Genomic DNA, 21,258 nt, shown 5'->3' with positions numbered 1-21,258 from the left:
TGGTGGAGGCGGTGGGAATCGAACCCACGTCCGCAAGCTCTCTACCTTCGGCTCTACATGCTTAGCCCAGTCATTAGCTTTGACCGGCGACCACCCGACGGGCAGGGCGGCACGACGGCGAGCCCGTAAGGGTTTTAACGGCTCGGCCCCGGGCGGGCTTCGCCGCGATCCTGCGAGCGGTTACCCCTGAGCGACCGCCGAAGCGGTCTCCGGACGCACAGGCGCGGCTCCGGTCAGAGGCCCAGCCTTAGGCGGCCAGGGCGTAGCTGTCGTCGTTGGCAGCTAAAGTTTGCAGCCGGATTAACGAGGAAGACTGCTCCCTCGGCATGCACCTGGGGCTTTGAAACCCACGTCGAAACCAGGTCGCCCCCTGGGTTACATCGACTCTGACAGTGTATCCGCCCACAGGTTCCGGGGAAAGCGTGGGGGAGGGGAACGCGCGGAGCCCATCCGCCTGAAGGGACCCTTCCCCCACCTAGCGGGGTTTCTTCATCAGCCCGGCCTTCTCTCGCTGCCAGTCGCGCTCCTTTTCGGTGGCGCGCTTGTCGTGCTCCTTCTTGCCGCGGGCAAGCGCGATCTCGATCTTGGCGCGGCCCTGCTTCCAGTACATCGCCGTGGGCACGAGGGTGTACCCCTTGCGCTCGACGGCGCCGACGAGCTTGTCGAGCTCGGAGCGGTGCAACAGGAGCTTGCGGGTCCGGTCGGGCTGGGGGTGGATGTGGGTGGAAGCCGTCGGCAGGGGGGTGATCAAGGCGCCGAGGAGGGAGGCCTCGCCGTCCTTCAGGAGCACGTAACTGTCCTTGATCTGGATCCGGCCCGCGCGCAGGCTTTTCACCTCCCAGCCCTCGAGTGCGATGCCCGCCTCGAAGCGGTCCTCCAGGTGGAATTCGTGGCGCGCGAAGCGGTTCAGCACGATGGTGCTGCTGGGGGTGTCCTGTCGTTTGGCTGCGCCCATGCGCTCCGCGCTCCCTGCGCCGGGCCACCGCCGGCGGGTTGACCTCGGAGTATACCAGCCCCCCTGCGAACTGCCGGTTGAGCCCCGGGGCGGGTTCCCGGAAAATCGAGGGGTGTATCACGTGCAGCGGTCCACCGTCGTTCCCTACCGCGCGAGCGAGATGTACGCGCTCGTGGCGGACGTGGAGTCGTACCCCGAGTTTCTGCCCTGGTGCCGGTGGGTCGAGGTACACCTGCGGGAAGGTGAGCGGGTGCGCGCGACCGTCGAGGTCTCCCGCGGGCCGCTGCGCCAGGCCTTCACGACGGAGAACCGCCTGGTGCAGGACCGCACCATCGAGATGCGGCTCGCCAGCGGGCCCTTCCGCCACCTCTACGGGGTCTGGCTCTTCGAGCCCGCCGGCGACGGGGGCTGCCGGGTCACGCTGGACCTGGAGTTCGATTTCTCGACGCGGGTCATGTCCCTGACGCTCGGTCCCCTGTTTAATGAGGTGACCCGGCAGATGATCGATGCCTTTCGCACGAGGGCGGTACAGATCTATGGAACAGGCTACACGGCAACTGAAGCTTGAGGTCGCCTACGCGCGCGCCGACCAGCAGGTGCTCGCCGAGGTCCAGGTGCCCGAGGGGGCGACCGTGCGCGAGGCGATCGAGGCCTCGCGCGTGCTCGCCCGCTTTCCCGAGATCGACCTGGAGAAGAGCAAGGTGGGGGTCTACGGGAAGGTCGTCCCGCTGGATACGGTGGTGAAGAGCGGCGACCGGGTCGAGATCTACCGGGCGCTCATCGGGGACCCGAAGGAGATCCGGAAGCTGCGCGCCGCGGAGGGCAAGAAGATGAAGCGTGGCGCGGGCGCGGAGGACTGACCGGGCCCGCTCGCGTCCGGTCCCGGGCCGGGGACTACTCCTCGCCGAGCCCGACGCTGCGCTTGATGCGCTCCCAGAGCCCCGGTTCCCGAGGGGGCTCGAGGGGCACCACCACCGCGCCGGCAGGCGCCCGAGCGGGGGCTTGGAGGCCCGCGGCCGGCTTGACGTCGCCGGTGACCCGCTGCAGCCGGTCGCCCTGGAAGTGGAGCTCGATCTGCCGCTCCTCGACCGCCTCGCCACCCTTCTTCAGCCGGTAGAGGTAGACCCACTGGTCCGGGTGGAACGGGTCGACCACGAGCGGTGTGCCCATCACCAGGGAGACCTGCTGCTTGCTCATCCCCGGTTCCAGGCGATTCAGCATCTCCTGGGTGACGACGTTCCCCTGGGGGATGTCGATCCGGTAGACGAAGGGTACCTGCTCGCTCGAGCATCCTGCGCCGAGTTGGGCTGCGGCAAGGAGGCCGATGATGAAAGCCTTTCGCATGGTGACGCCGGACCGGTGATGACCGGCGGATGATACCCGAGGGGCCGAGGCAAAGACCATCGGGCACGGCTCCGGCTCAGGGCCGGGTGGCGCGCTCCAGCATCTCGCGGGCGTGGGCGAGGGCGCGGTCGGTCAGTTCGGTGCCGCCCAGCATGCGGGCGATCTCTTCTACCCGGGCCTCACCGGCGAGCTTCGCGGCGCGGGCGAAGGTCGTCCCGTCGCGGACCCCCTTGCTGACCTCCACGTGCTGGTGTCCCCGGGCGGCGACCTGGGGCAGGTGGGTGACGCAGAGGACCTGACAGTCTCCCGCCAGCCGGCGCAGGGCGCTGCCCACGGTCTCGGCCACCCGCCCCCCGACCCCGCTGTCCACCTCGTCGAAGACCTGCGTGGGCACGCGCCGGCCCGCGGCCCCCACGAGCTGGATGGCCAGGCTGACGCGGGAGAGCTCGCCACCGGAGGCGACCTGGGAGAGGGGGGCGAGGGGCAGGCCGGGGTTCGCGCTGACCAGGAATTCCACTCGGTCCCGTCCGCTGGGGCCGGACTCGCCCGGGGCAAGCGGCTGCACCTCGACGGCGATGCGCGCGCCGGTCATGCCCAGTTCCCGCACGTGGGCCGCCACGGCGCGGGAGAGGTGCGGCGCGGCCGCGATGCGGGCCTCGTGCAGGTCCGCGGCGAGTGCCTCGTAGCGCCGGCGGTGGGCCTCGATGTCCGCCTCGAGCGCTGTGAGGCGTTCTTCTCCCCGGTCGAGCTCGGCGAGCCGATCCTCGAGCCTCTCGAGGTGGGAGGGCAGGTCGGCCGCCAGGACACGGTGTTTGCGGGCCAGGGCCTCGATGGCCCCGATGCGCTCCTCGAGCCACTGCAGCCGCTCGGGGTCGAGCTCGTCCGCGTCGGCGTAGCGGCGCAGCCCTGCCGCCGCGTCCCGGGCCTGGATGGAGGCGGCGTCGAGCAGCTCGGCGAGCGCCGCGAGCCGCTCGTCGATGCGGGCGTCTTCCGAGAGCTCCCGAGCGAGCGCGTCGAGCCGCGGGACGACCGCGCCGTCCTCGGCCTCCTCCAGCGCGTGGGCGGCGCGCCGCGCGCTCGCGATGAGCGCCCCGGCGTGGCTCAGTCTCCGGTGCTCGGCGCCGACGGCCTCGAGCTCGCCGGCCTGCAGCGCCAGACGGCGGAGCTCTTCCACCTGGTAGCGCAGGAGGTCGCGCTCGCCCGCACGCTCGGCGGCGCTGCCCCCGAGCCGGGCCGCGGCCGCCCGCGCGGCCTGCCAGGCCTGCCAGGTGGCGCGAAGCTCCGCGAGACGCGGCCCTGCGCCTGCGAAGTGGTCCAGGACCTCGCGCTGGGCGTCACGGCGCAGCAGCGCCTGGTGGGCGTGCTGGCCGTGGATCTCCACGAGGAGCTCGCCGATGTCGCGCAGGCCCTGCACAGGGACCGGCCGCCCGTTGACGAAACCCCGCGAGCGTCCGTCGCTGCCGATGGTCCGGCGCAGCACGCAGGTCCCCTCGGGGTCGGAGAGCTCGAGCTCGGCGAGCCGCGCCTCGACCGCGGGCAGCCCGCCGGTCTCGAAGACGGCGGAGACCTCGGCGCGCTCCGAGCCGGGGCGCACGATGCCCGCGCTCGCCCGGTCCCCCAGGACGAGACCGAGGGCGTCGAGCAGGATCGACTTCCCGGCGCCGGTCTCCCCCGTGAGCACGGTCATCCCCGGGCCGATCTCGAGGGACACCCGCTCGACGATGGCCAGGTCGCGGACCTCGAGCTGGGTCAGCACTACAGCTCCTTGGCCCAGTGCAGCTTCGTGCGCAGGGTGGCGAAGTAGTCGTGTCCGGGAGGATGGATGAGGCGCACTGGCGGGGTCCGCTTGCGCACCCGCACCCGGTCGCCCACCTGCAGCTCGCTCACCGTCTCGCCGTCACAGGTGAGCGCGGCGGGGCTGGTCTGCCCGTCGCTCAGCACGATCTCCACGACGCTGTCGGCCTCCACCACGATGGGGCGGTTGCTGAGCGTGTGCGGGCAGATGGGCACCAGGACGATCGCGTTCAGCGCCGGGTGCAGAAGGGGACCCCCGCCGGAGAGGGCGTAGGCCGTGGACCCGGTCGGGGTCGCCACGATCAGGCCGTCCGATCGCTGGCTGCTGACGAAGTTGCCGTCGATGTAGGTGTCGATGCGGATCAGGCGCGCGACGTTGCCCTTCTGCACGACCACGTCGTTCAGCGCGTCGTGGCGCGTCGCAGGGGCCGTCTCCCGCACGACCTCGGCCTGGAGCAGGAAGCGGCGCTCCTCCTGGAACCGGCCGTCGAAGATCTCGTCGAGGCGCGCCGTCATCTCCTGTTGCGACACGTCGGTGAGGAACCCCACCCGCCCCAGGTTGATGCCGAGCAGCCGCACGTCGTAGTCGACGAGCCGCCGGGCCGTCTGCAGGAGCGTGCCGTCCCCGCCCACGACCACGACGAGGTCGCATCCCTCACCGAGCACTTCACAGCGGGCGACCGGGCCCGGTCCGCCGGGAACTGCGGCGGCGCAGACGCGGTCCAGGAGATAGCGGATGCCCCGGGAGCGCAGGTACGCGCAGAGCGAGCGGCACGTCTCGACGACGCGGGGGTCGTCCTGCTTGGCGACGATTCCTACGGTCTCGAACATCCCTGCCGCTCCCCGGCGAGGAGCCGGACGTTAGCACGGAGGGCCGGGGTCGCCAACCGCCCGGCTCCAACCGCCCGGCGCCAACCGCCCGGCTCCGGACCTCCCGAGCGGGCCGGACCTCCCGGGTTGTGTTGGGTGCGGGTTTCGCCGATCCTTCTCAACCCACCTCCCCGGCGGACGGGGAGGGCGGAAGGGTGGTGTCCGAATCCGATGGTCAGGGGTGCCCACGAGCCGGTGATCGACGAGCGCGCCCAGCACCTCCTGAAGGTGCTGGTGAAACGTTACATCCGCGAGGGCCAGCCGGTCGGCTCCCGCACGCTCTCCCGTGACTCGGGTCTGGACCTGAGCCCGGCGACCATCCGCAACGTCATGGCCGACCTCGAGGACCTGGGCCTGGTGCGCTCCCCGCACACCTCGGCCGGGCGGGTGCCCACGGTGAGCGGGTTCCGGTTCTTCGTCGACTCGCTGCTGCGCACCGAGCCCATCGAGGCCGGGGCGGCCGACCGGCTGCGCCAGCAGCTGCAGCCCGACCGGGCCGTCCCCGAGCTGGTGCAGAGCACTTCGAGCCTGCTCTCGGACATCACCCACCTCGCCGGGCTGGTCACGCTGCCCCGGCGCGAGCACCTCAGGCTGCGGCACGTGGAGTTCCTCCCGCTGTCCGCGCAGCGGGTGCTCGTCGTCCTGGTGGTGAACGACCGGGAAGTCCAGAACCGGGTGATCCAGACCGGCCGCCAGTACTCCGAGCAGGAGCTGCAGCAGGCCGCGAACTACCTGAACGTGGTGTTCGCGGGAAAAGACCTCCCGGAGGCGCGCGAGACGCTGCTGAGGGAGATGCAGGCGGCGCGCGAGGGCGTGAACCGCATGATGCTCGCGGCCATCGAGGTGGCCGATCAGGCGTTCGCGGCCAAGGAGCGGGGCGACGACTACATCCTCGCCGGCCAGACGAACCTCATGGAGTTCGCGGAGCTCCGCGACCTGGAGAAGATGCGCCAGCTCTTCGAGGCCTTCTACGAGAAGCGGCGCATCCTGCACCTGCTGGACAAGGCCCTGCGCGCCGACGGCATGCAGATCTTCATCGGCGAGGAGTCCGGGTACGAGGTCCTCGGGGAGTTGAGCGTGGTGACCGCCCCGTACACGGTGAACGGGCAGGTGGTCGGGGTCCTGGGCGTCATCGGGCCGACCCGCATGGCCTACGAGCGGATCATCCCCGTGGTCGACCTGACCGCCCGGTTGCTCGGCTCGGCCTTGAACGAGGCCGGTTAGTCCCCATATCGGCAATCAAGACGGACCCGGTCCGGGCGGGCGGTGCCCGATCCCCGGGGGTTAGTGCGGATCAAAGCGGAGGGCATCGACGCGCTATGGCGACGGAAACGGAGAGCCAGGGGAAGCCGCAGGCCGAGGGGCAGGCAGGCGCCGCCGCCTCGGAGCAGGGGTCCCCCGAGGAGCTCGCGCTGCTGCTGGAGGAGGCGCGGGGCAAGGCGAATGAGAACTGGGACGCCCTGCTGCGGGCCCGGGCCGAGATGGAGAACCTGCGCCGGCGAGCCGCCCGGGACGTGGAGAACGCCCACAAGTACGGCATCGAGCGGTTCGTGGGGGAGCTCCTGCCGGTCAAGGACAGCCTGGAGCTCGCCCTCGCAGCGGCCGTCACCAGCGCCAAGGACTCCGAGAAGATGCGTGAAGGCCTCGAGCTGACTCTCAAGATGTTGTCCAATGTATTTGAAAAGTTTGGTGTCGAGGAGGTCAGCCCGCAGGGGGCGCGGTTCGACCCGGAGCGCCACCACGCGATGACCGTGCAGGACGGGACGGGGGCCGAGGCTGGCACCGTCACCCAGGTCTTCCAGAAGGGGTACGTGCTGAACCAGCGCCTGGTGCGTCCGGCGATGGTGGTGGTGGCGCGCTGAGTCGGCGCGGGCCGGTTGAAAAAACGACCCCGGGCCCCCAGATCCGGGGAAAGCCGTCGGGTCCGGCGGCCTGAGAGTCCAGGAGAGCGAAGAGAATGGGAAAGATCATTGGAATCGACCTCGGCACGACCAACTCCTGCGTCGCCGTGATGGAGGGGGACAAGCCGCGGGTCATCGAGAACAGCGAGGGCGACCGGACCACCCCGTCCATCGTGGCGTTCACGGGTGACGGTGAGGTGCTGGTCGGCCAGTCGGCCAAGCGCCAGGCCGTGACCAATCCGACCAACACCCTGTTCGCGATCAAGCGCCTCATCGGCCGGCGTTTCCGCGACGACGTGGTGCAGCGCGACATCGACATGGTGCCCTACAAGATCGTGGAGGCGCCGAACGGGGACGCGTGGGTCGAGGCCGGGGGCAAGAAGATGGCGCCCCCCGAGATCTCCGCCCGGGTCCTGCAGAAGATGAAGAAGACCGCCGAGGACTACCTCGGTGAGCCCGTGACCGAGGCCGTCATCACGGTGCCGGCCTACTTCAACGACTCCCAGCGCCAGGCGACGAAGGACGCGGGTCGCATCGCCGGCCTCGAGGTGAAGCGCATCATCAACGAGCCGACCGCGGCGGCGCTTGCCTACGGGCTCGACAAGAAGCGCGGCGACCAGAAGATCGCGGTCTACGACCTCGGCGGCGGCACCTTCGACATCTCCATCATCGAGGTGGCGGAGGTCGACGGCGAGCACCAGTTCGAGGTGCACTCGACGAACGGGGACACCTTCCTCGGCGGCGAGGACTTCGACAAGCGAATCATCGACTACCTCGCGAACGAGTTCGAGAAGAGCTCGGGGATCGACCTGCGCGGCGACCCGCTCGCGATGCAGCGCCTGAAGGAGGCGGCGGAGAAGGGCAAGATCGAGCTCTCCTCCTCCCAGCAGACCGAGATCAACCTGCCCTACGTCACGGCGGACGCGAGCGGCCCGAAGCACCTGAACACGAAGCTGACCCGGGCCAAGCTCGAGTCGCTGGTGGAGGACCTGGTGCAGCGCACCATCGGGCCCTGCCGCACGGCGCTGAAGGACGCCGGCATGACCACGAAGGACATCGACGAGGTGATCCTCGTCGGCGGCCAGACCCGCATGCCGAAGGTGCAGGAGGTGGTGCGGGAGTTCTTCGGCAAGGAGCCGCGCAGGGACGTCAACCCCGACGAGGCGGTGGCGGTGGGCGCTGCGATCCAGGGCGGCGTGCTCTCGGGCACGGTCAAGGACGTGCTGCTCCTCGACGTCACGCCGCTCTCGCTCGGGATCGAGACGCTCGGCGGGGTGATGACGAAGATCATCGAGAAGAACACGACGGTCCCGACCAAGGCGACCCAGACCTTCTCGACGGCCGACGACAGCCAGACCGCGGTGACGATCCACGTGCTGCAGGGCGAGCGGGAGATCGCCTCGGCGAACAAGTCGCTCGGGCGCTTCGACCTAGCGGACATCCCGCCGGCGCCGCGCGGCGTCCCCCAGATCGAGGTCACGTTCGACATCGACGCCAACGGGATCCTGAACGTCTCGGCGCGCGACAAGGCCACCGGCAAGGCGCAGTCCATCGTGATCCGCGCCTCGAGCGGCCTCGGCGAGGACGAGATCAAGCGCATGGTCAAGGACGCGGAGGCGCACGCGGCGGACGACCGCAAGTTCCACGAACTGGTGAACGTGCGCAATCAGGCCGACAACCTGGTCCACGCGACCCGCAAGACGCTGAAGGACCTGGGAGAGAAGGTGTCGAGCCAGGAGCGGGGCGAGATCGAGTCCGCGATCAAGGACCTCGAGGACGTGCTCAAGAGCGACGACAAGGGTCGCATCGAGGTCAAGACGCAGCGCCTGGCGGACGTTTCGGGGAAGTTGGCCGAGCGCGTCTACCGGGAGCAGGGCGGTGCTGGGGGCGCGGGCCCCCAGGGCGGGCCGGAGCCCGACTCCGCCCAGAGGCGCCAGCCGGGTGGGGACGACGTGGTGGACGCCGAGTTCGAAGAGGTCCGGGACGACAAGAAGTAAGGGGCCTCCGGCGATCGGCCGGTAGGAGCACTGCACGCCGGGCGCGCGGTCGGGAGGCCGCGCGCCCGGTGTCTTGAGCGCGGGAAGGATGACCAAGCGCGATTACTACGAGGTTCTGGGTGTCAGCCGCACCGTCAGCGAGGCCGACCTGAAGAAGGCCTTCCGGCGGTTGGCCATGAAATATCACCCCGACCGCAACCCGGCTGAAGGCCGGGCGGAGTCCGAGGACCGCTTCAAGGAGTGCAAGGAGGCCTACGAGGTCCTCTCGGACGCCCGCAAGCGCTCGGCGTACGACCAGTTCGGGCACGCCGGGCTCGAGGGGCAGGCTGGCATGGGGGCCGGGTTCGGGGCCGGCGGCAGCTTCCGGGACATCTTCGAGGACATGTTCGGGGATATCTTCGGGGCGGGCGGGCGGGGCGGGCGCACCCGCGCCTACCGTGGCGGCGACCTGCGCCACGACCTCGAGCTGAGCCTGGAAGAAGCGGTCTTCGGCATCACCCGCAAGATCCAGGTCCCGAGCCTCGTCGCCTGTTCGCGCTGCGGGGGCAGCGGGGCACGTCCCGGGACCTCGCCCACGAACTGTTCCACCTGCGGCGGCACGGGGCAGGTGCGGATGCAGCAGGGATTCTTCGCCATCCAGCAGACCTGTCCCCATTGCCGGGGCACGGGCCGCGTGGTCCGCGACCCCTGCGACGAGTGCCACGGCGCGGGGCGCGTGCAACGCCACAAGACGCTGTCGGTGAAGGTCCCACCCGGGGTGGATACGGGCGACCGCATTCGCCTCGGCGGCGAGGGTGAGGCGGGGGAGAACGGTGGCCCGCCGGGAGACCTCTACGTCCAGGTGGCCGTGAAGCAGCACGAGATCTTCGTGCGCGAGGACGACGACCTGCACTGCGAGGTCCCGATCAGCTTCGTGATGGCGGCGCTCGGTGGCGAGCTCGACGTCCCGACGCTCAATGGGCGCACCACGCTGAAGGTGCTTCCGGAGACCCAGACCGGGCGGGTGTTCCGCCTGCGCGGGAAAGGGGTGCGGCCGGTGCGCGGGGGTGACGTGGGAGACCTGCTCTGCCACGTGGTGGTGGAGACCCCGGTCAACCTGACGGCGAAGCAGAAGGAGCTCCTGCGCGAGCTCGAGTGCACGCTCGGGGAGGACTGCGAGGCCCATCGGCCGCGGGAGCAGTCCTGGCTCGAGCGGGCCAAGAAATTCTTCGAGGGCATGAAGCTGTAGAGGAGGGGCGGTGACGCGAATCGTGGTGGCAGGCGCCGCGGGGCGCATGGGCCGGATGCTGGTGGAGGCGGTCGCGCGGGACCCGGAGGGGGCCCTGGTCGGTGCGCTGGAACGCTCCGGCAGCCCCCAGACGGGCGCGGACGCGGGTGAGCTGGCGGGCCTCGGGCGGCTCGGGGTGCCCGTCGTGGGGAGCCTCGAGGACATCGGGGAGCCCTTCGACGTGCTGGTGGACTTCACCCAGCCCGAGGCGACGCTGGAGCATGCCGCGTGGTGCCGCTCGGCCGGCCGGCGCATGGTGGTGGGAACGACCGGCCTGTCGCCGGACCAGCGCGTGGCGCTGGAGACCGTCGCGCGGGAGGTGGGGGTGGTCTTCTCGCCCAACATGAGCGTCGGGGTGAACCTCTGCTTCAAGCTCATCGAGACCGCGGCCCGCGTTCTCGGGGAGGACTTCGACGTGGAGATCGTCGAGGCGCACCACCGGCACAAGGTCGACGCGCCCTCGGGCACCGCCCTGCGCATGGGAGAGGTGGTGGCCGCCGCGCTCGGCCGCGACCTGAAGGAGTGCGCGGTGTACGGGCGCGAAGGCCGGATCGGCCAGCGCTCCCCCAGCACCATCGGTTTCGCGACCGTGCGTGCGGGTGACATCGTCGGCGAGCACACCGTGCTGTTCGCGGGCGAGGGGGAGCGGGTCGAGGTGAGCCACCGGGCCTCGAGCCGTGCGACCTTCGCGCGCGGGGCGGTGCGCGCGGCGCACTGGGTGGCAGGTCGTGGGCCAGGGCTCTATGACATGCAGGACGTGCTCGGGCTGAGGGGCTGAGACCGGGTGCCTGCGACGCGAGGTGCAACGATGCGCGACCCGGCACTGCTGGCGCTCGCAGACGGTAGCCTCTTCCGCGGCGAGTCCATCGGCGCGGCGGGCGAGACCGTGGGCGAGGTCGTCTTCAACACCGCCATCACGGGCTACCAGGAGGTCCTGACCGACCCGTCCTACGAGCGGCAGATCGTCACCCTCACCTTCCCGCACATCGGAAACGTGGGGACGAACCGCGAGGACGAGGAGTCCCCGCGGGTCTACGGCGCGGGGCTCGTCATCCGGGATCTGCCGGTTGCGGTGAGCAACTGGCGCGCCGAAGAGGGGCTCGACGCGTATCTGCGCCGGCACCGGGTGGTCGCCATCGCCGGGGTGGACACGCGGCGACTGACGCGCACGCTGCGCGAGAAAGGCGCGCAGAACGGCTGTATCGTCGCCGGACCCCGCATCGACGAGGCGCGGGCGCTCGCGGCGGCGCGGGAGTTCCCGGGGCTGAAGGGCATGGACCTGGCCCGGGTGGTCACCACCCCCTCGCCCTATGCCTGGGAGGACGGCACCTGGTCGCTCGGGCGGGGTCACGCGGTCGGCGAGGGGCGGGGGGCGCGCTGGCACGTGGTGGCCTACGACTACGGCGTCAAGCGGAACATCCTGCGCAATCTCGTGCGCCGCGGGTGCCGCGTGACCGTGGTCCCGGCCGAGACCCCGGCGCGCGACGTGCTGGCCCGGAGCCCGGACGGGGTCTTCCTCTCCAACGGGCCGGGGGACCCGGAGCCCTGCGGCTACGCCATCGAGGCCATCCGCGAGCTGCTCGAGACCGGCATCCCGCTCTTCGGGATCTGCCTCGGGCACCAGCTCCTCGGACTGGCGAGCGGGGCGCGCACGGTGAAGATGAAATTCGGGCACCATGGGGCGAACCACCCGGTTCAGGATCTGGAGAGCGGCCGGGTGATGATCACCAGCCAGAACCACGGCTTCGCCGTCGACGAATCGACGCTCCCGGCGAGCGTGCGGGCGACGCACCGCTCGCTCTTCGACGGCTCGCTCCAGGGGATCCACCGCACCGACCGGCCCGCCTTCAGTTTCCAGGGCCACCCGGAGGCGAGCCCCGGCCCTCACGACGCCGGCGCGCTCTTCGACCACTTCCTCGAGCTCATCGAGGAGCGCGCCCGGTCGCGGCAGGGCGTCTGAGGGGGCCGCGCGGAGGGCACTCGTTCCATGGGCAAGAGAACTGACCTGCGCAGCATCCTCATCATCGGGGCCGGACCGATCGTCATCGGCCAGGCGTGCGAGTTCGACTATTCGGGGGCGCAGGCCTGCAAGGCGCTGAAGGAGGAGGGCTACCGGGTCATCCTGGTCAACTCGAACCCCGCCACGATCATGACCGACCCGGGGATGGCCGATGCGACCTACATCGAGCCGGTGCACTGGGAGGTGGTGGCCCGCATCATCGAGAAGGAGCGCCCGGACGCGCTGCTGCCCACCATGGGCGGGCAGACGGCGCTCAACACGGCCCTCGACCTCGCGCGCGAGGGCGTGCTCGATCGCTTCGGGGTGGAGCTCATCGGGGCGAGCCGCGACGCCATCGACAAGGCGGAGGACCGGGAGCGGTTTCGCGAGGCGATGCGCTCCATCGGGCTCGCGACCCCGCGCGCGGCGCCCGCCCACAGCCTGGAGGAGGCGCAGCAGGTTCAGGCCGCCATCGGCTTCCCCACCGTCATCCGCCCTTCGTTCACGCTGGGCGGCAGCGGCGGGGGGATCGCCTACAACCGGGAGGAGCTCATCGAGATCTGCGAGCGCGGACTCGAGCTCTCGCCGACCCACGAGCTCCTGATCGAGGAGTCGGTCCTCGGTTGGAAGGAATTCGAGATGGAGGTGGTGCGGGACCGCAAGGACAACTGCATCATCATCTGCTCGATCGAGAATCTGGACCCCATGGGGGTGCACACGGGCGACTCGATCACCGTCGCGCCGGCGCTCACCCTCACGGACAAGGAGTACCAGATCCTGCGCGACGCCTCGATCGCGGTGCTGCGCGAGATCGGGGTCGAGACGGGCGGCTCGAACGTCCAGTTCGCCATCAACCCGGCCGACGGGCGGATGGTGGTCATCGAGATGAACCCGCGGGTCTCCAGGTCCTCCGCACTGGCCTCCAAGGCGACCGGTTTCCCCATCGCGCGGGTCGCAGCCAAGCTGGCGGTGGGCTACACGCTGGACGAGCTGGCGAACGAGATCACCGGCGGGGCGACTCCGGCCTCCTTCGAGCCGACCCTCGACTACGTGGTGACCAAGGTTCCGCGCTTCACGTTCGAGAAGTTCCCGCAGGCTGACCCGCGCCTGACCACCCAGATGAAGTCGGTGGGCGAGGTGATGGCGATCGGCCGCACCTTCCAGGAGTCGCTGCAGAAGGCCCTTCGCGGGCTCGAGACGGGCGCGGACGGCTTCAACGAGCGCCTGGACCCGGGCGCGGAGGACTCGCGCGTGCGTCTCGAGCGCGAGCTCCGTCAGCCGGGCCCGGAGCGGATCTGGTACGTGGGGGACGCCTTCCGCATGGGCTACTCGGTGCCGGAGGTGCACGCGCTCTCCCGGATCGACCCCTGGTTCCTCGCCCAGATCGAGGACCTGATCGCCGAGGAGGGCGCCCTGCGGGGCCTTGGCCTCGAAGGACTCTCCGCCGCCCGGCTGTTCGCCCTGAAGCGCAAGGGCTTCTCGGACCGCCGCCTCGCGGCCCTCCTGGGCGCAGAGGAGCAGGCGGTACGCGAGCTCCGGCATCGGCACGGGGTCCGGCCGGTCTACCGCCGGGTGGACACCTGTGCGGCGGAGTTCGCGAGCACGACCGCCTACCTGTACTCCACCTACGAGGAGGAGTGCGAGGCCGCGCCGAGCGACCGGCGCAAGGTCATGGTGCTCGGCGGGGGGCCGAACCGCATCGGCCAGGGCATCGAGTTCGACTACTGCTGCGTGCAGGCCGCGCTCGCGCTGCGCGAGGACGGGTTCGAGACCATCATGGTCAACTGCAACCCGGAGACGGTCTCGACCGACTACGACACCTCCGACCGGCTCTACTTCGAGCCGGTGACGCTCGAGGACGTGCTCGAGATCATCGCCCTCGAGCGGCCCTACGGGGTCATCGTGCAGTACGGGGGGCAGACGCCCCTGAAGCTCGCCCGGGCGCTGGCCGCCGCCGGGGCCCCGATCATCGGCACCACACCGGACTCGATCGACCTCGCCGAGGACCGCGAGCGCTTCCAGGGGCTCATCGAGGGGCTCGGTCTGCACCAGCCCCCCAACCGCACGGCGCGGGCGCTGGACGAGGCGCTTCTGGGCGCGGCGCAGGTGGGTTATCCGCTCGTCGTGCGCCCCTCCTACGTGCTCGGTGGGCGGGCGATGGAGATCGTCCACAATGAGGGCGAGCTGCGCCGGTACATGCGCGCCGCGGTGGCGGTGTCCAACGACTCCCCGGTGCTGCTCGACCGGTTCCTCGACGACGCGATCGAGGTGGACGTGGACGCCATTTGCGACGGGGAGAGCGTGCTGATCGGCGGGATCATGGAGCACATCGAGCAGGCCGGCGTGCACTCCGGAGACTCGGCGTGCTCGCTGCCCCCGTACGGCCTCAGCTCGGCGTTGCAGGACGAGCTGCGCTCCCAGACCGAGCGCATGGCGAAGGCGCTCGGCGTGGTGGGGCTGATGAACGTGCAGTACGCCGTCCAGGGCGGGGTGGTCTACGTTCTGGAGGTCAATCCGCGCGCCTCGCGCACGGTGCCGTTCGTCTCCAAGGCGACGGGCGTCTCGCTCGCACGCGTCGCGGCCCGGTGCATGGTGGGGCAGAGCCTGCACCGGCAAGGGGTCACCGAGGAACGGGTCCCGCGCTACTATTCGGTGAAGGAGTCGGTCTTCCCCTTCGTGAAGTTCCAGGGGGTCGACCCCCTGCTCGGGCCGGAGATGAAGTCGACCGGCGAGGTGATGGGGGTGGGCCGCAGCTTCGGCGAGGCCTTCGGGAAATCGCAGCTGGGCGCGGGTATGGTGCTCCCGGCCGGGGGGGTGGCTTTCCTCAGCGTGCGCGACGCGGACAAGGCGCGGGTGGTGAGGGTCGCGCGCGACCTGGTGGAGCTCGGCTTCGAGGTGGTGGCGACCCGGGGCACGGCCGAGGTCATCAGCGCCGCAGGCGTGCCCTGCCGCCGGGTGAACAAGGTGAAAGAAGGGCGGCCCCATATCGTGGACATGCTGAAGAACGGCGAGGTTTCCCTGATCGTGAACACCACCGAGGGCGAGCAGGCCATCGCGGACTCCTACGCCATTCGGCGGACCGCGCTCAAGAACAAGGTCGCCTACACGACCACGCTGGCCGGCGCGCGCGCTGTGGTCATGGCCCTGCGGGGTCCGGGGAGCGGGGAGGTCCACCGCCTGCAGGATCTGCACCGGGGGCTCTTCTCGTGAGCCGCTCACCCATGACCGTGCGCGGGGCCGAGCGGCTGAAGGGGGAACTGCAGCACCTGAAGTCCGTGCGCCGCCCGAAGGTCATCCAGGCCATCGCGGAGGCGCGGGCCCACGGGGACCTGCGCGAGAACGCCGAGTACCACGCCGCACGGGAGGAGCAGGGCTTCATCGAGGGTCGGATCGCCGAGATCGAGGGGAAGCTCGGCAACGCCCAGGTCATCGACGTGACCCAGGTGAACGCCGGCGGGCGCGTGGTGTTCGGCGCGACGGTCGAGCTCCTGAACGTGGAGACGGAGGAGGAGGTCCGCTATCAGATCGTGGGCGAGGATGAGGCGGACATCAAAGTGGGTCTCATCTCCAACACCTCGCCCCTCGCGCGCGCCCTCATCGGCAAGATCGAGGGCGACGTCGTGTCCGTGCAGACCCCGAGCGGGCGGCGCGACTACGAGATCGCGGGGGTGCTGTACGTCTAGGAAGACCGTGACGAGGCCGTCACCCCCGCGGCATGCCTAGAACGCCCAGCAGCCGCCGCTGGCTCCAGGAACACCACGCCGACCCCTTTGTCCAAAAGGCCAGGGCTGAAGGGCTGCGTTCCCGCGCCGCCTTCAAACTCATGGACCTGGACCGCCGGTACGGGCTCCTCCGGGCCGGTTCCAGGGTGGTGGACCTGGGGGCGGCGCCCGGAGGGTGGTCGCAGTGGGCAGCGCAGCGCGTGGGCCCGAGGGGGCGCGTGGTGGCGGTGGATATCTTGCCCATGAGCGCCGTGGCGGGCGTGAGCTTCATCCAGGGAGACTTCCGCGAGGAGTCGGTCCGGGAGGCCGTGCGGGAGGCACTCGGCGGGGTCGCCGCGGACCTGGTGCTCTCGGACATGGCCCCGAACCTGAGCGGGATCCGGGCGGTCGACCAGGCCCGTTCCATCGAGCTGGTGGAGCTCGCCCTGGAGCTCGCACGGGCCACGCTGACCCCCGGCGGGGCGTTCCTCGCGAAGGTGTTCCAGGGCGAGGGGCTGGAGGAGTTGTTGCGCTCGATCCGCACGGATTTCGCGGCCCTGGAGCGGCGCAAGCCCGAGGCGTCCCGGGCGCGGTCCCGGGAGCTCTACGTGCTCGCCCGGGGTTACGCTGGTGTATAGTCGAATCGACGTGGGCAGAAGGGGGGAGGCCTGTCACGCTGGGTCTCGTCCTCAGGAGATAGCGATTTGAACGACATGGCGAAAAATCTGGTCCTGTGGGTGGTGATCGCCCTGGTCCTGATGTCGGTTTTCAACAACTTCGGACCGCGCAGGGTGGCCACGCAGCAGGTCGAGTACTCGCAGTTCCTGCAGGACGTCAAGCAGGGGCGGGTGCAGAAGGTCGTCATCGAAGGCAAATCGCTGCAGGTCACGGGCCAGAGCGGAGAGCGCTTCACCGTCTACAGCCCCGAGACGGACAATCGCTCGCTCGTCGGGGAGCTGCTGGAGCACGGAGTGGCCATCGACGCCAAGCCTCCGGAGCAGCAGTCCCTGCTGATGCAGATCTTCATCTCTTGGTTCCCGATGCTGCTGCTCATCGGAGTCTGGGTCTTCTTCATGCGCCAGATGCAGGGTGCGGGCGGCGGCCGCGGCGCGCTGTCCTTCGGCAAGAGCCGTGCGCGGCTGCTCGGGGAAGACCAGGTGAAGGTGACCTTCGCCGACGTGGCGGGCGTGGAGGAGGCGAAGACCGAAGTCGCCGAGCTCGTGGACTTCCTGCGCGATCCCGGCAAGTTCCAGCGCCTGGGCGGGAAGATCCCCCGCGGTGTGCTGATGGTCGGCCCGCCGGGCACCGGCAAGACGTTGCTGGCGAAGGCCATCGCCGGCGAGGCGAAGGTGCCGTTCTTCACCATCTCCGGGTCGGACTTCGTGGAGATGTTCGTGGGCGTCGGCGCCTCGCGCGTGCGCGACATGTTCGACCAGGCGAAGAAGCACGCGCCCTGCATCGTCTTCATCGACGAGATCGACGCGGTCGGTCGTCACCGGGGCGCGGGCCTCGGCGGTGGCCACGACGAGCGCGAGCAGACCCTGAACCAGTTGCTGGTGGAGATGGACGGGTTCGAGGGCAACGAGGGCGTCATCGTCATCGCGGCGACCAACCGCCCCGACGTCCTCGACCCGGCGCTGCTGCGCCCGGGCCGTTTCGATCGCCAGGTGGTGGTGCCGCTCCCCGACATCCGGGGACGCGAGCAGATCCTCAAGGTCCACCTGCGCAAGGTGCCGGTGGCCGAAGGCGTGAATGCCTCCCTGATTGCCCGCGGCACGCCCGGATTCTCGGGGGCGGACCTCGCCAATCTGGTGAACGAGGCCGCGCTCTTCGCCGCGCGCGCGAACAAGAAGCTGGTGGGCATGGAGGAGATGGAGCGCGCGAAGGACAAGATCATGATGGGGGTCGAGCGCAAGAGCATGGTGATGAGCGAGGAGGAGAAGCAGCTCACCGCCTACCACGAGGCGGGACACGCCGTGATCGGCCTCTCGGTGCCCTCGCACGACCCTGTCTACAAGGTGAGCATCATTCCCCGCGGGCGGGCCCTCGGCGTCACCATGTTCCTGCCGGAGGCGGACCGCTACAGCTACAGCAAGGAGCGGCTGGAGAGCCAGATCTCGAGCCTGTTCGGCGGCCGGATCGCGGAGGAGTTGGTCTTCGGGCCGGAGCGGGTCACCACTGGCGCCTCCAACGACATCCAGCGGGCGACGGAGCTCGCGCGCAACATGGTCACCAAGTGGGGGCTGTCGGACCGTCTCGGCCCGCTCTCCTACGGGGAGGAACAGGCCGAGGTCTTCCTCGGGCACAGCGTGACGCAGCACAAGACCGTCTCGGACGAGACCGCCCACATCATTGACGAGGAGATCCGGTCGATCATCGACCGCAACTACCAGCGCTCGAAGCGCATCCTGACCGAGCACCGGGCGACGCTCGACGCGATGGCGGCGGCGCTGATGCACTACGAGACCATCGATTCCGAGCAGATCCAGGACATCATGGCAGGGCGCGAGCCGCGCCCGCCGGCGGAGTGGACGGACTCGGGCCCCACGCGGGGCGCGGGAAAGTCCTCCGAGGCGCCGGCCGGCGGCCCGGTGAACGAGGGCGGTACCATCGGCGGCCCGGCCAGTTCCCACTGACGGCGGCTTGCCGGGGAGGGTGCCTCCGGTGGGGCCCCGGCTGGACTGCGCCGGCAAGCTGCTCGACCTCTCGGCCCCCCGGGTCATGGGGGTGCTGAACGTCACGCCCGACTCCTTCTCGGACGGGGGGCGCTACGCGCGCCTCCCGCTCGCGCTGGAGCGCGCCCGGGAGATGGTTGCCGAGGGGGCGGCGGTGATCGACGTGGGCGGGGAGTCCACGCGGCCCGGGGCCCCGCCCGTGGGCGTCGAGGAGGAGCTGCGCCGGGTGCTGCCCGTCGTCGAGGCCCTCGCTGCCGAGCTGCCGGTGCCCATCTCCGTCGACACCGGCACGCCCGAGGTCATCCGCGCGGCGGGCGCGGCCGGCGCGGGGCTCGTCAACGACGTGCGGGCGCTGCGGGTCCCCGGGGCCCTGGAGGCGGCAGCCGCCGCCGGTGTGTCCGTCTGCCTGATGCACATGCAGGGGGAGCCGGGCACGATGCAGGCGAGCCCCCGATACGACGACGTGGTCGGCGAGGTCGTGCGCTTCCTCGAGGAGCGGGTGGCCGCCTGCGAGGCTCAGGGGATCCCACGCTCGCGGATCCTGCTCGACCCCGGTTTCGGGTTCGGCAAGGCCCTCGAGCACAACCTTCGACTGCTCGCCCGGCTGGACCGGCTCGCCGCCGTGGGCCTGCCGGTGCTGGTGGGGATGTCCCGCAAGTCCATGATCGGGGCGCTCCTCGACGCGCCGGTGCACCGCAGGCTCTACGGTGGGCTAGCCGCGGCCGTGGTGGCGGTGATGCGCGGGGCCCGCGTGGTGCGCACCCACGACGTGCGGGCCACCGTCGAGGCGCTGGCCGTCGTGAGTGCAGTGATGGATTCGGGCTGACGGGGCAGCCCGGGGGCAAGAACCCGGACTAACGGAACAGCTTGCGCAGCCGGCGCTCCGACTGGGCGCCCACCAGGGCGGCGACGATCTTGCCGTTCTGCAGGACGATGGTCGTGGGCGTCGCGGTGACCCCCAGGCGCTTGGAGAGCTCACGCTCCTCACGGGTGTTGACCTTGACGACGCCCGGGTGCTGCTTGGCCAGGCGGTCCACCCGGGGCGTCATCAGGAGGCAGGCCGAACAGTCGGTGTTGTAGAAATAGAGCACCGTCTTCCCGTCCGGGAGCAGCCGGTCGCCGAGGAGATCTGCGACCTCGGGCGCCGAGTGTCCGATCATCTGCCGGGTGGTGAGCCAGATGCCGACGTGCATCACGACGAAGGCGAGGAGGACCCCGGCAAGCAGGTAGGGCAGGATTTCGGTGATCTGGGCCATCGGACTCTCTCCATCGAGACTGGTCCCATGCCCGGGGGCGGGACTCTTGCGGATTGTCAGCGCAGTATAGCCGCTGGGGGCTGCGGAGTCCGCCCGAACGAGCGCCCGAACGAGTCCACGCGCCCGTGGCCACCCAGTCGAGCTCGCCCGCCCGAATTGATTTCGCTGCCCGCGCCCGGTAATCTCCTCATCCCTCGCGGGGCCTGGGAGGCATATCGGGGTGACGCGCCGGCGGTTGGTTGCGGGCAACTGGAAGATGAACGGCAGCCTGACGGGGGCGGACGCGCTCGTCGGTGCGGTCGTCGCGGGCGTGAAGGGCCTCACCGGCGAGGTGGCCATCTGCCCGCCGTTCGTCTACCTGCCGCGGGTCCGCGAGCTCCTGAGGGGCTCGCCGGTCGCGCTGGGCGCGCAGAACGTCTCGCGTGAGGACCCGGGTGCCTTCACGGGCGAGGTCGCGGCGCCCATGCTTCGGGAGCTCGACTGCAGGTACGTGATCGTCGGGCATTCGGAGCGCCGGGCCCTCTACGCGGAGAGCGACGCGATGGTCGCGGACAAGTTCGCGCGCGTGCTCCGTGAGAGGCTGGTGCCGATCCTCTGCGTGGGCGAGTCGCTCGAGGAGCGTGACGCAGGACGCACGGAGGCGGTGGTCGCGCGGCAGCTCGACGCTGTCATCGAGCGGGTCGGGGTGACCGAGCTCGGGAGGGGAGTGATCGCCTACGAGCCGGTGTGGGCGATCGGTACGGGGCGCACCGCCACGCCGGAGCAGGCGCAGCAGGTGCACGCATTCATCCGCGGGCGGGTGGCGTCCCGCGGCGCCGAGGTGGCCGCGGGGCTGCGGATCCTCTACGGCGGGAGCGTCAAAGGCAGCAACGCCGGAGGGTTGTTCGCAATGGCCGATATCGACGGTGGCCTGATCGGGGGGGCGTCCCTCATCGCCGATGAATTCCTGGCGATCTGCCGGGCCGCGGGCTGAGCGCCATGTACGCGGCGTTGCTGGTCCTGCAACTTCTCTTCGGCCTCGCCGTGACGGGCCTCATCTTGCTTCAGCACGGCAAGGGGGCGGACGTGGGGGCGGCCTTCGGCGCGGGGGCGTCGGGTACCCTCTTCGGCGCCCGGGGCTCTGCGTCCTTCCTGTCGCGGGCGACGGCGGGGCTGGCCCTTGCCTTCTTCCTGAACAGCATGTTGCTCGCCTACCTCGCGAGCCACACGGTGGAGCCTGCGAGCGTAGTCGAGCGGGTGGGCGCACCGGCCCCGGCGGGGGCCGTCGAGCCGGCTCTGCCGGCCCCGGCGCCGGCAGAGCCCGCGCAACCGGCGGACGTACCCCAGGTCCCGCTGAGCGGAGGTTGACGAAGGCCGGTTGACAGGAGGCGGCCGCTCGATCAGTCTCACAGCTGCAAGCCACGCCGACGTGGTGGAATTGGTAGACACGCTGTCTTGAGGGGGCAGTGGCGCAAGCCGTGTCGGTTCGAGTCCGACCGTCGGCACCATACAGGCATCTC

20 protein-coding genes, 1 tRNA gene and 1 other RNA gene are annotated in these 21,258 nt (G+C 70.4%); 16 read left to right on the top strand and 6 right to left on the bottom strand.

The window, feature by feature from the left end; translation table 11 throughout:
* Together ssrA and smpB are read right to left on the bottom strand one after the other, a co-directional pair.
* Positions 1–371: a transfer-messenger RNA gene (gene ssrA / locus KA217_10730) on the bottom strand.
* Between the two features lie 104 nt (positions 372–475).
* Positions 476–955 carry an SsrA-binding protein SmpB gene (smpB, locus tag KA217_10725; GenBank protein MBP7712915.1) on the bottom strand — a complete coding sequence of 160 codons (480 nt, stop codon included), beginning with the start codon at positions 953–955 and terminating at the stop codon, positions 476–478.
* A 112-nt stretch (positions 956–1,067) separates the two neighbouring features.
* Between smpB and KA217_10720 the strand changes: the two genes are divergently transcribed.
* Both KA217_10720 and KA217_10715 read left to right on the top strand, forming a co-directional pair.
* Complete coding sequence (locus tag KA217_10720) at positions 1,068–1,523, top strand: type II toxin-antitoxin system RatA family toxin (GenBank protein MBP7712914.1); 456 nt, start codon at positions 1,068–1,070, stop codon at positions 1,521–1,523.
* Entirely contained in the window at positions 1,492–1,815 is a 324-nt protein-coding gene (locus tag KA217_10715) for an RnfH family protein (protein ID MBP7712913.1), read from the top strand. Before KA217_10720 ends, KA217_10715 begins: the two co-directional genes overlap by 32 nt.
* 34 nt (positions 1,816–1,849) lie before the next feature.
* Here KA217_10715 and KA217_10710 read toward each other — a convergent pair whose 3' ends face one another.
* Genes KA217_10710 through KA217_10700 form a run of 3 tightly spaced genes read right to left on the bottom strand, consistent with a single transcriptional unit; the run spans position 1,850 to position 4,924 of the window.
* On the bottom strand, positions 1,850–2,359 hold the full coding sequence (locus KA217_10710; protein ID MBP7712912.1) for an outer membrane protein assembly factor BamE: 510 nt from the start codon (positions 2,357–2,359) through the stop codon (positions 1,850–1,852).
* Between the two features lie 16 nt (positions 2,360–2,375).
* Complete coding sequence (gene recN / locus KA217_10705) at positions 2,376–4,055, bottom strand: DNA repair protein RecN (protein MBP7712911.1); 1,680 nt, start codon at positions 4,053–4,055, stop codon at positions 2,376–2,378.
* Positions 4,055–4,924, bottom strand: coding sequence for an NAD(+) kinase (locus KA217_10700; GenBank protein MBP7712910.1), 870 nt, complete (start codon positions 4,922–4,924; stop codon positions 4,055–4,057). Before KA217_10700 ends, recN begins: the two co-directional genes overlap by 1 nt.
* A gap of 210 nt (positions 4,925–5,134) precedes the next feature.
* Here KA217_10700 and hrcA point away from each other — a divergent pair, with 210 nt between their 5' ends.
* The 11 genes from hrcA to folP all read left to right on the top strand — a co-directional run bounded on the left by hrcA (position 5,135) and on the right by folP (position 19,329).
* The gene (hrcA, locus tag KA217_10695) at positions 5,135–6,187 is read left to right on the top strand and encodes a heat-inducible transcriptional repressor HrcA (protein MBP7712909.1); all 1,053 of its coding nucleotides are present in this window, start codon (positions 5,135–5,137) and stop codon (positions 6,185–6,187) included.
* Positions 6,188–6,282: 95 nt separating this feature from the next.
* Entirely contained in the window at positions 6,283–6,825 is a 543-nt protein-coding gene (gene grpE, locus KA217_10690) for a nucleotide exchange factor GrpE (protein MBP7712908.1), read from the top strand.
* 95 nt (positions 6,826–6,920) lie between these two features.
* Positions 6,921–8,861, top strand: coding sequence for a molecular chaperone DnaK (dnaK, locus tag KA217_10685; protein ID MBP7712907.1), 1,941 nt, complete (start codon positions 6,921–6,923; stop codon positions 8,859–8,861).
* 88 nt (positions 8,862–8,949) lie between these two features.
* A complete protein-coding gene (gene dnaJ / locus KA217_10680) occupies positions 8,950–10,089 on the top strand; it encodes a molecular chaperone DnaJ (GenBank protein MBP7712906.1) in 1,140 nt (379 codons plus the stop codon).
* 10 nt (positions 10,090–10,099) lie between these two features.
* Positions 10,100–10,906 carry a 4-hydroxy-tetrahydrodipicolinate reductase gene (dapB, locus tag KA217_10675; GenBank protein ID MBP7712905.1) on the top strand — a complete coding sequence of 269 codons (807 nt, stop codon included), beginning with the start codon at positions 10,100–10,102 and terminating at the stop codon, positions 10,904–10,906.
* A 30-nt stretch (positions 10,907–10,936) separates the two neighbouring features.
* Positions 10,937–12,088: a glutamine-hydrolyzing carbamoyl-phosphate synthase small subunit gene (gene carA / locus KA217_10670; protein MBP7712904.1), complete on the top strand. Its 1,152-nt coding sequence runs from the start codon at positions 10,937–10,939 to the stop codon at positions 12,086–12,088.
* Between the two features lie 27 nt (positions 12,089–12,115).
* Positions 12,116–15,337: a carbamoyl-phosphate synthase large subunit gene (carB, locus tag KA217_10665; GenBank protein MBP7712903.1), complete on the top strand. Its 3,222-nt coding sequence runs from the start codon at positions 12,116–12,118 to the stop codon at positions 15,335–15,337.
* Complete coding sequence (greA, locus tag KA217_10660; GenBank protein MBP7712902.1) at positions 15,334–15,810, top strand: transcription elongation factor GreA; 477 nt, start codon at positions 15,334–15,336, stop codon at positions 15,808–15,810. Before carB ends, greA begins: the two co-directional genes overlap by 4 nt.
* Positions 15,811–15,842: 32 nt before the next feature.
* The gene (rlmE, locus tag KA217_10655) at positions 15,843–16,466 is read left to right on the top strand and encodes a 23S rRNA (uridine(2552)-2'-O)-methyltransferase RlmE (GenBank protein ID MBP7712901.1); all 624 of its coding nucleotides are present in this window, start codon (positions 15,843–15,845) and stop codon (positions 16,464–16,466) included.
* A 75-nt stretch (positions 16,467–16,541) separates the two neighbouring features.
* Positions 16,542–18,464: an ATP-dependent zinc metalloprotease FtsH gene (ftsH, locus tag KA217_10650; GenBank protein MBP7712900.1), complete on the top strand. Its 1,923-nt coding sequence runs from the start codon at positions 16,542–16,544 to the stop codon at positions 18,462–18,464.
* Between the two features lie 85 nt (positions 18,465–18,549).
* Positions 18,550–19,329, top strand: coding sequence for a dihydropteroate synthase (folP, locus tag KA217_10645; GenBank protein ID MBP7712899.1), 780 nt, complete (start codon positions 18,550–18,552; stop codon positions 19,327–19,329).
* A 28-nt stretch (positions 19,330–19,357) separates the two neighbouring features.
* On the opposite strand, the gene KA217_10640 is transcribed toward folP, so the two are convergent.
* A complete protein-coding gene (locus KA217_10640) occupies positions 19,358–19,759 on the bottom strand; it encodes a thioredoxin family protein (GenBank protein ID MBP7712898.1) in 402 nt (133 codons plus the stop codon).
* A gap of 256 nt (positions 19,760–20,015) precedes the next feature.
* Here KA217_10640 and KA217_10635 point away from each other — a divergent pair, with 256 nt between their 5' ends.
* The 3 genes from KA217_10635 (at position 20,016) to KA217_10625 (ending at position 21,246) form a co-directional block, all read left to right on the top strand.
* Positions 20,016–20,732, top strand: a complete 717-nt coding sequence (locus KA217_10635; GenBank protein MBP7712897.1) for a triose-phosphate isomerase — start codon at positions 20,016–20,018, stop codon at positions 20,730–20,732.
* Between the two features lie 5 nt (positions 20,733–20,737).
* Positions 20,738–21,106: a preprotein translocase subunit SecG gene (gene secG, locus KA217_10630; GenBank protein ID MBP7712896.1), complete on the top strand. Its 369-nt coding sequence runs from the start codon at positions 20,738–20,740 to the stop codon at positions 21,104–21,106.
* A 55-nt stretch (positions 21,107–21,161) separates the two neighbouring features.
* Positions 21,162–21,246, top strand: a tRNA-Leu gene (locus KA217_10625).
* Positions 21,247–21,258 lie beyond the last annotated feature (12 nt).

This window comes from Gammaproteobacteria bacterium, from assembly GCA_017999615.1.
Classification (GTDB): Bacteria; Pseudomonadota; Gammaproteobacteria; order JAABTG01; family JAABTG01; genus JAGNLM01.
Note: the sequence above shows the minus strand (reverse complement) of the source record. Positions and strands in the feature narration are given on the sequence as shown.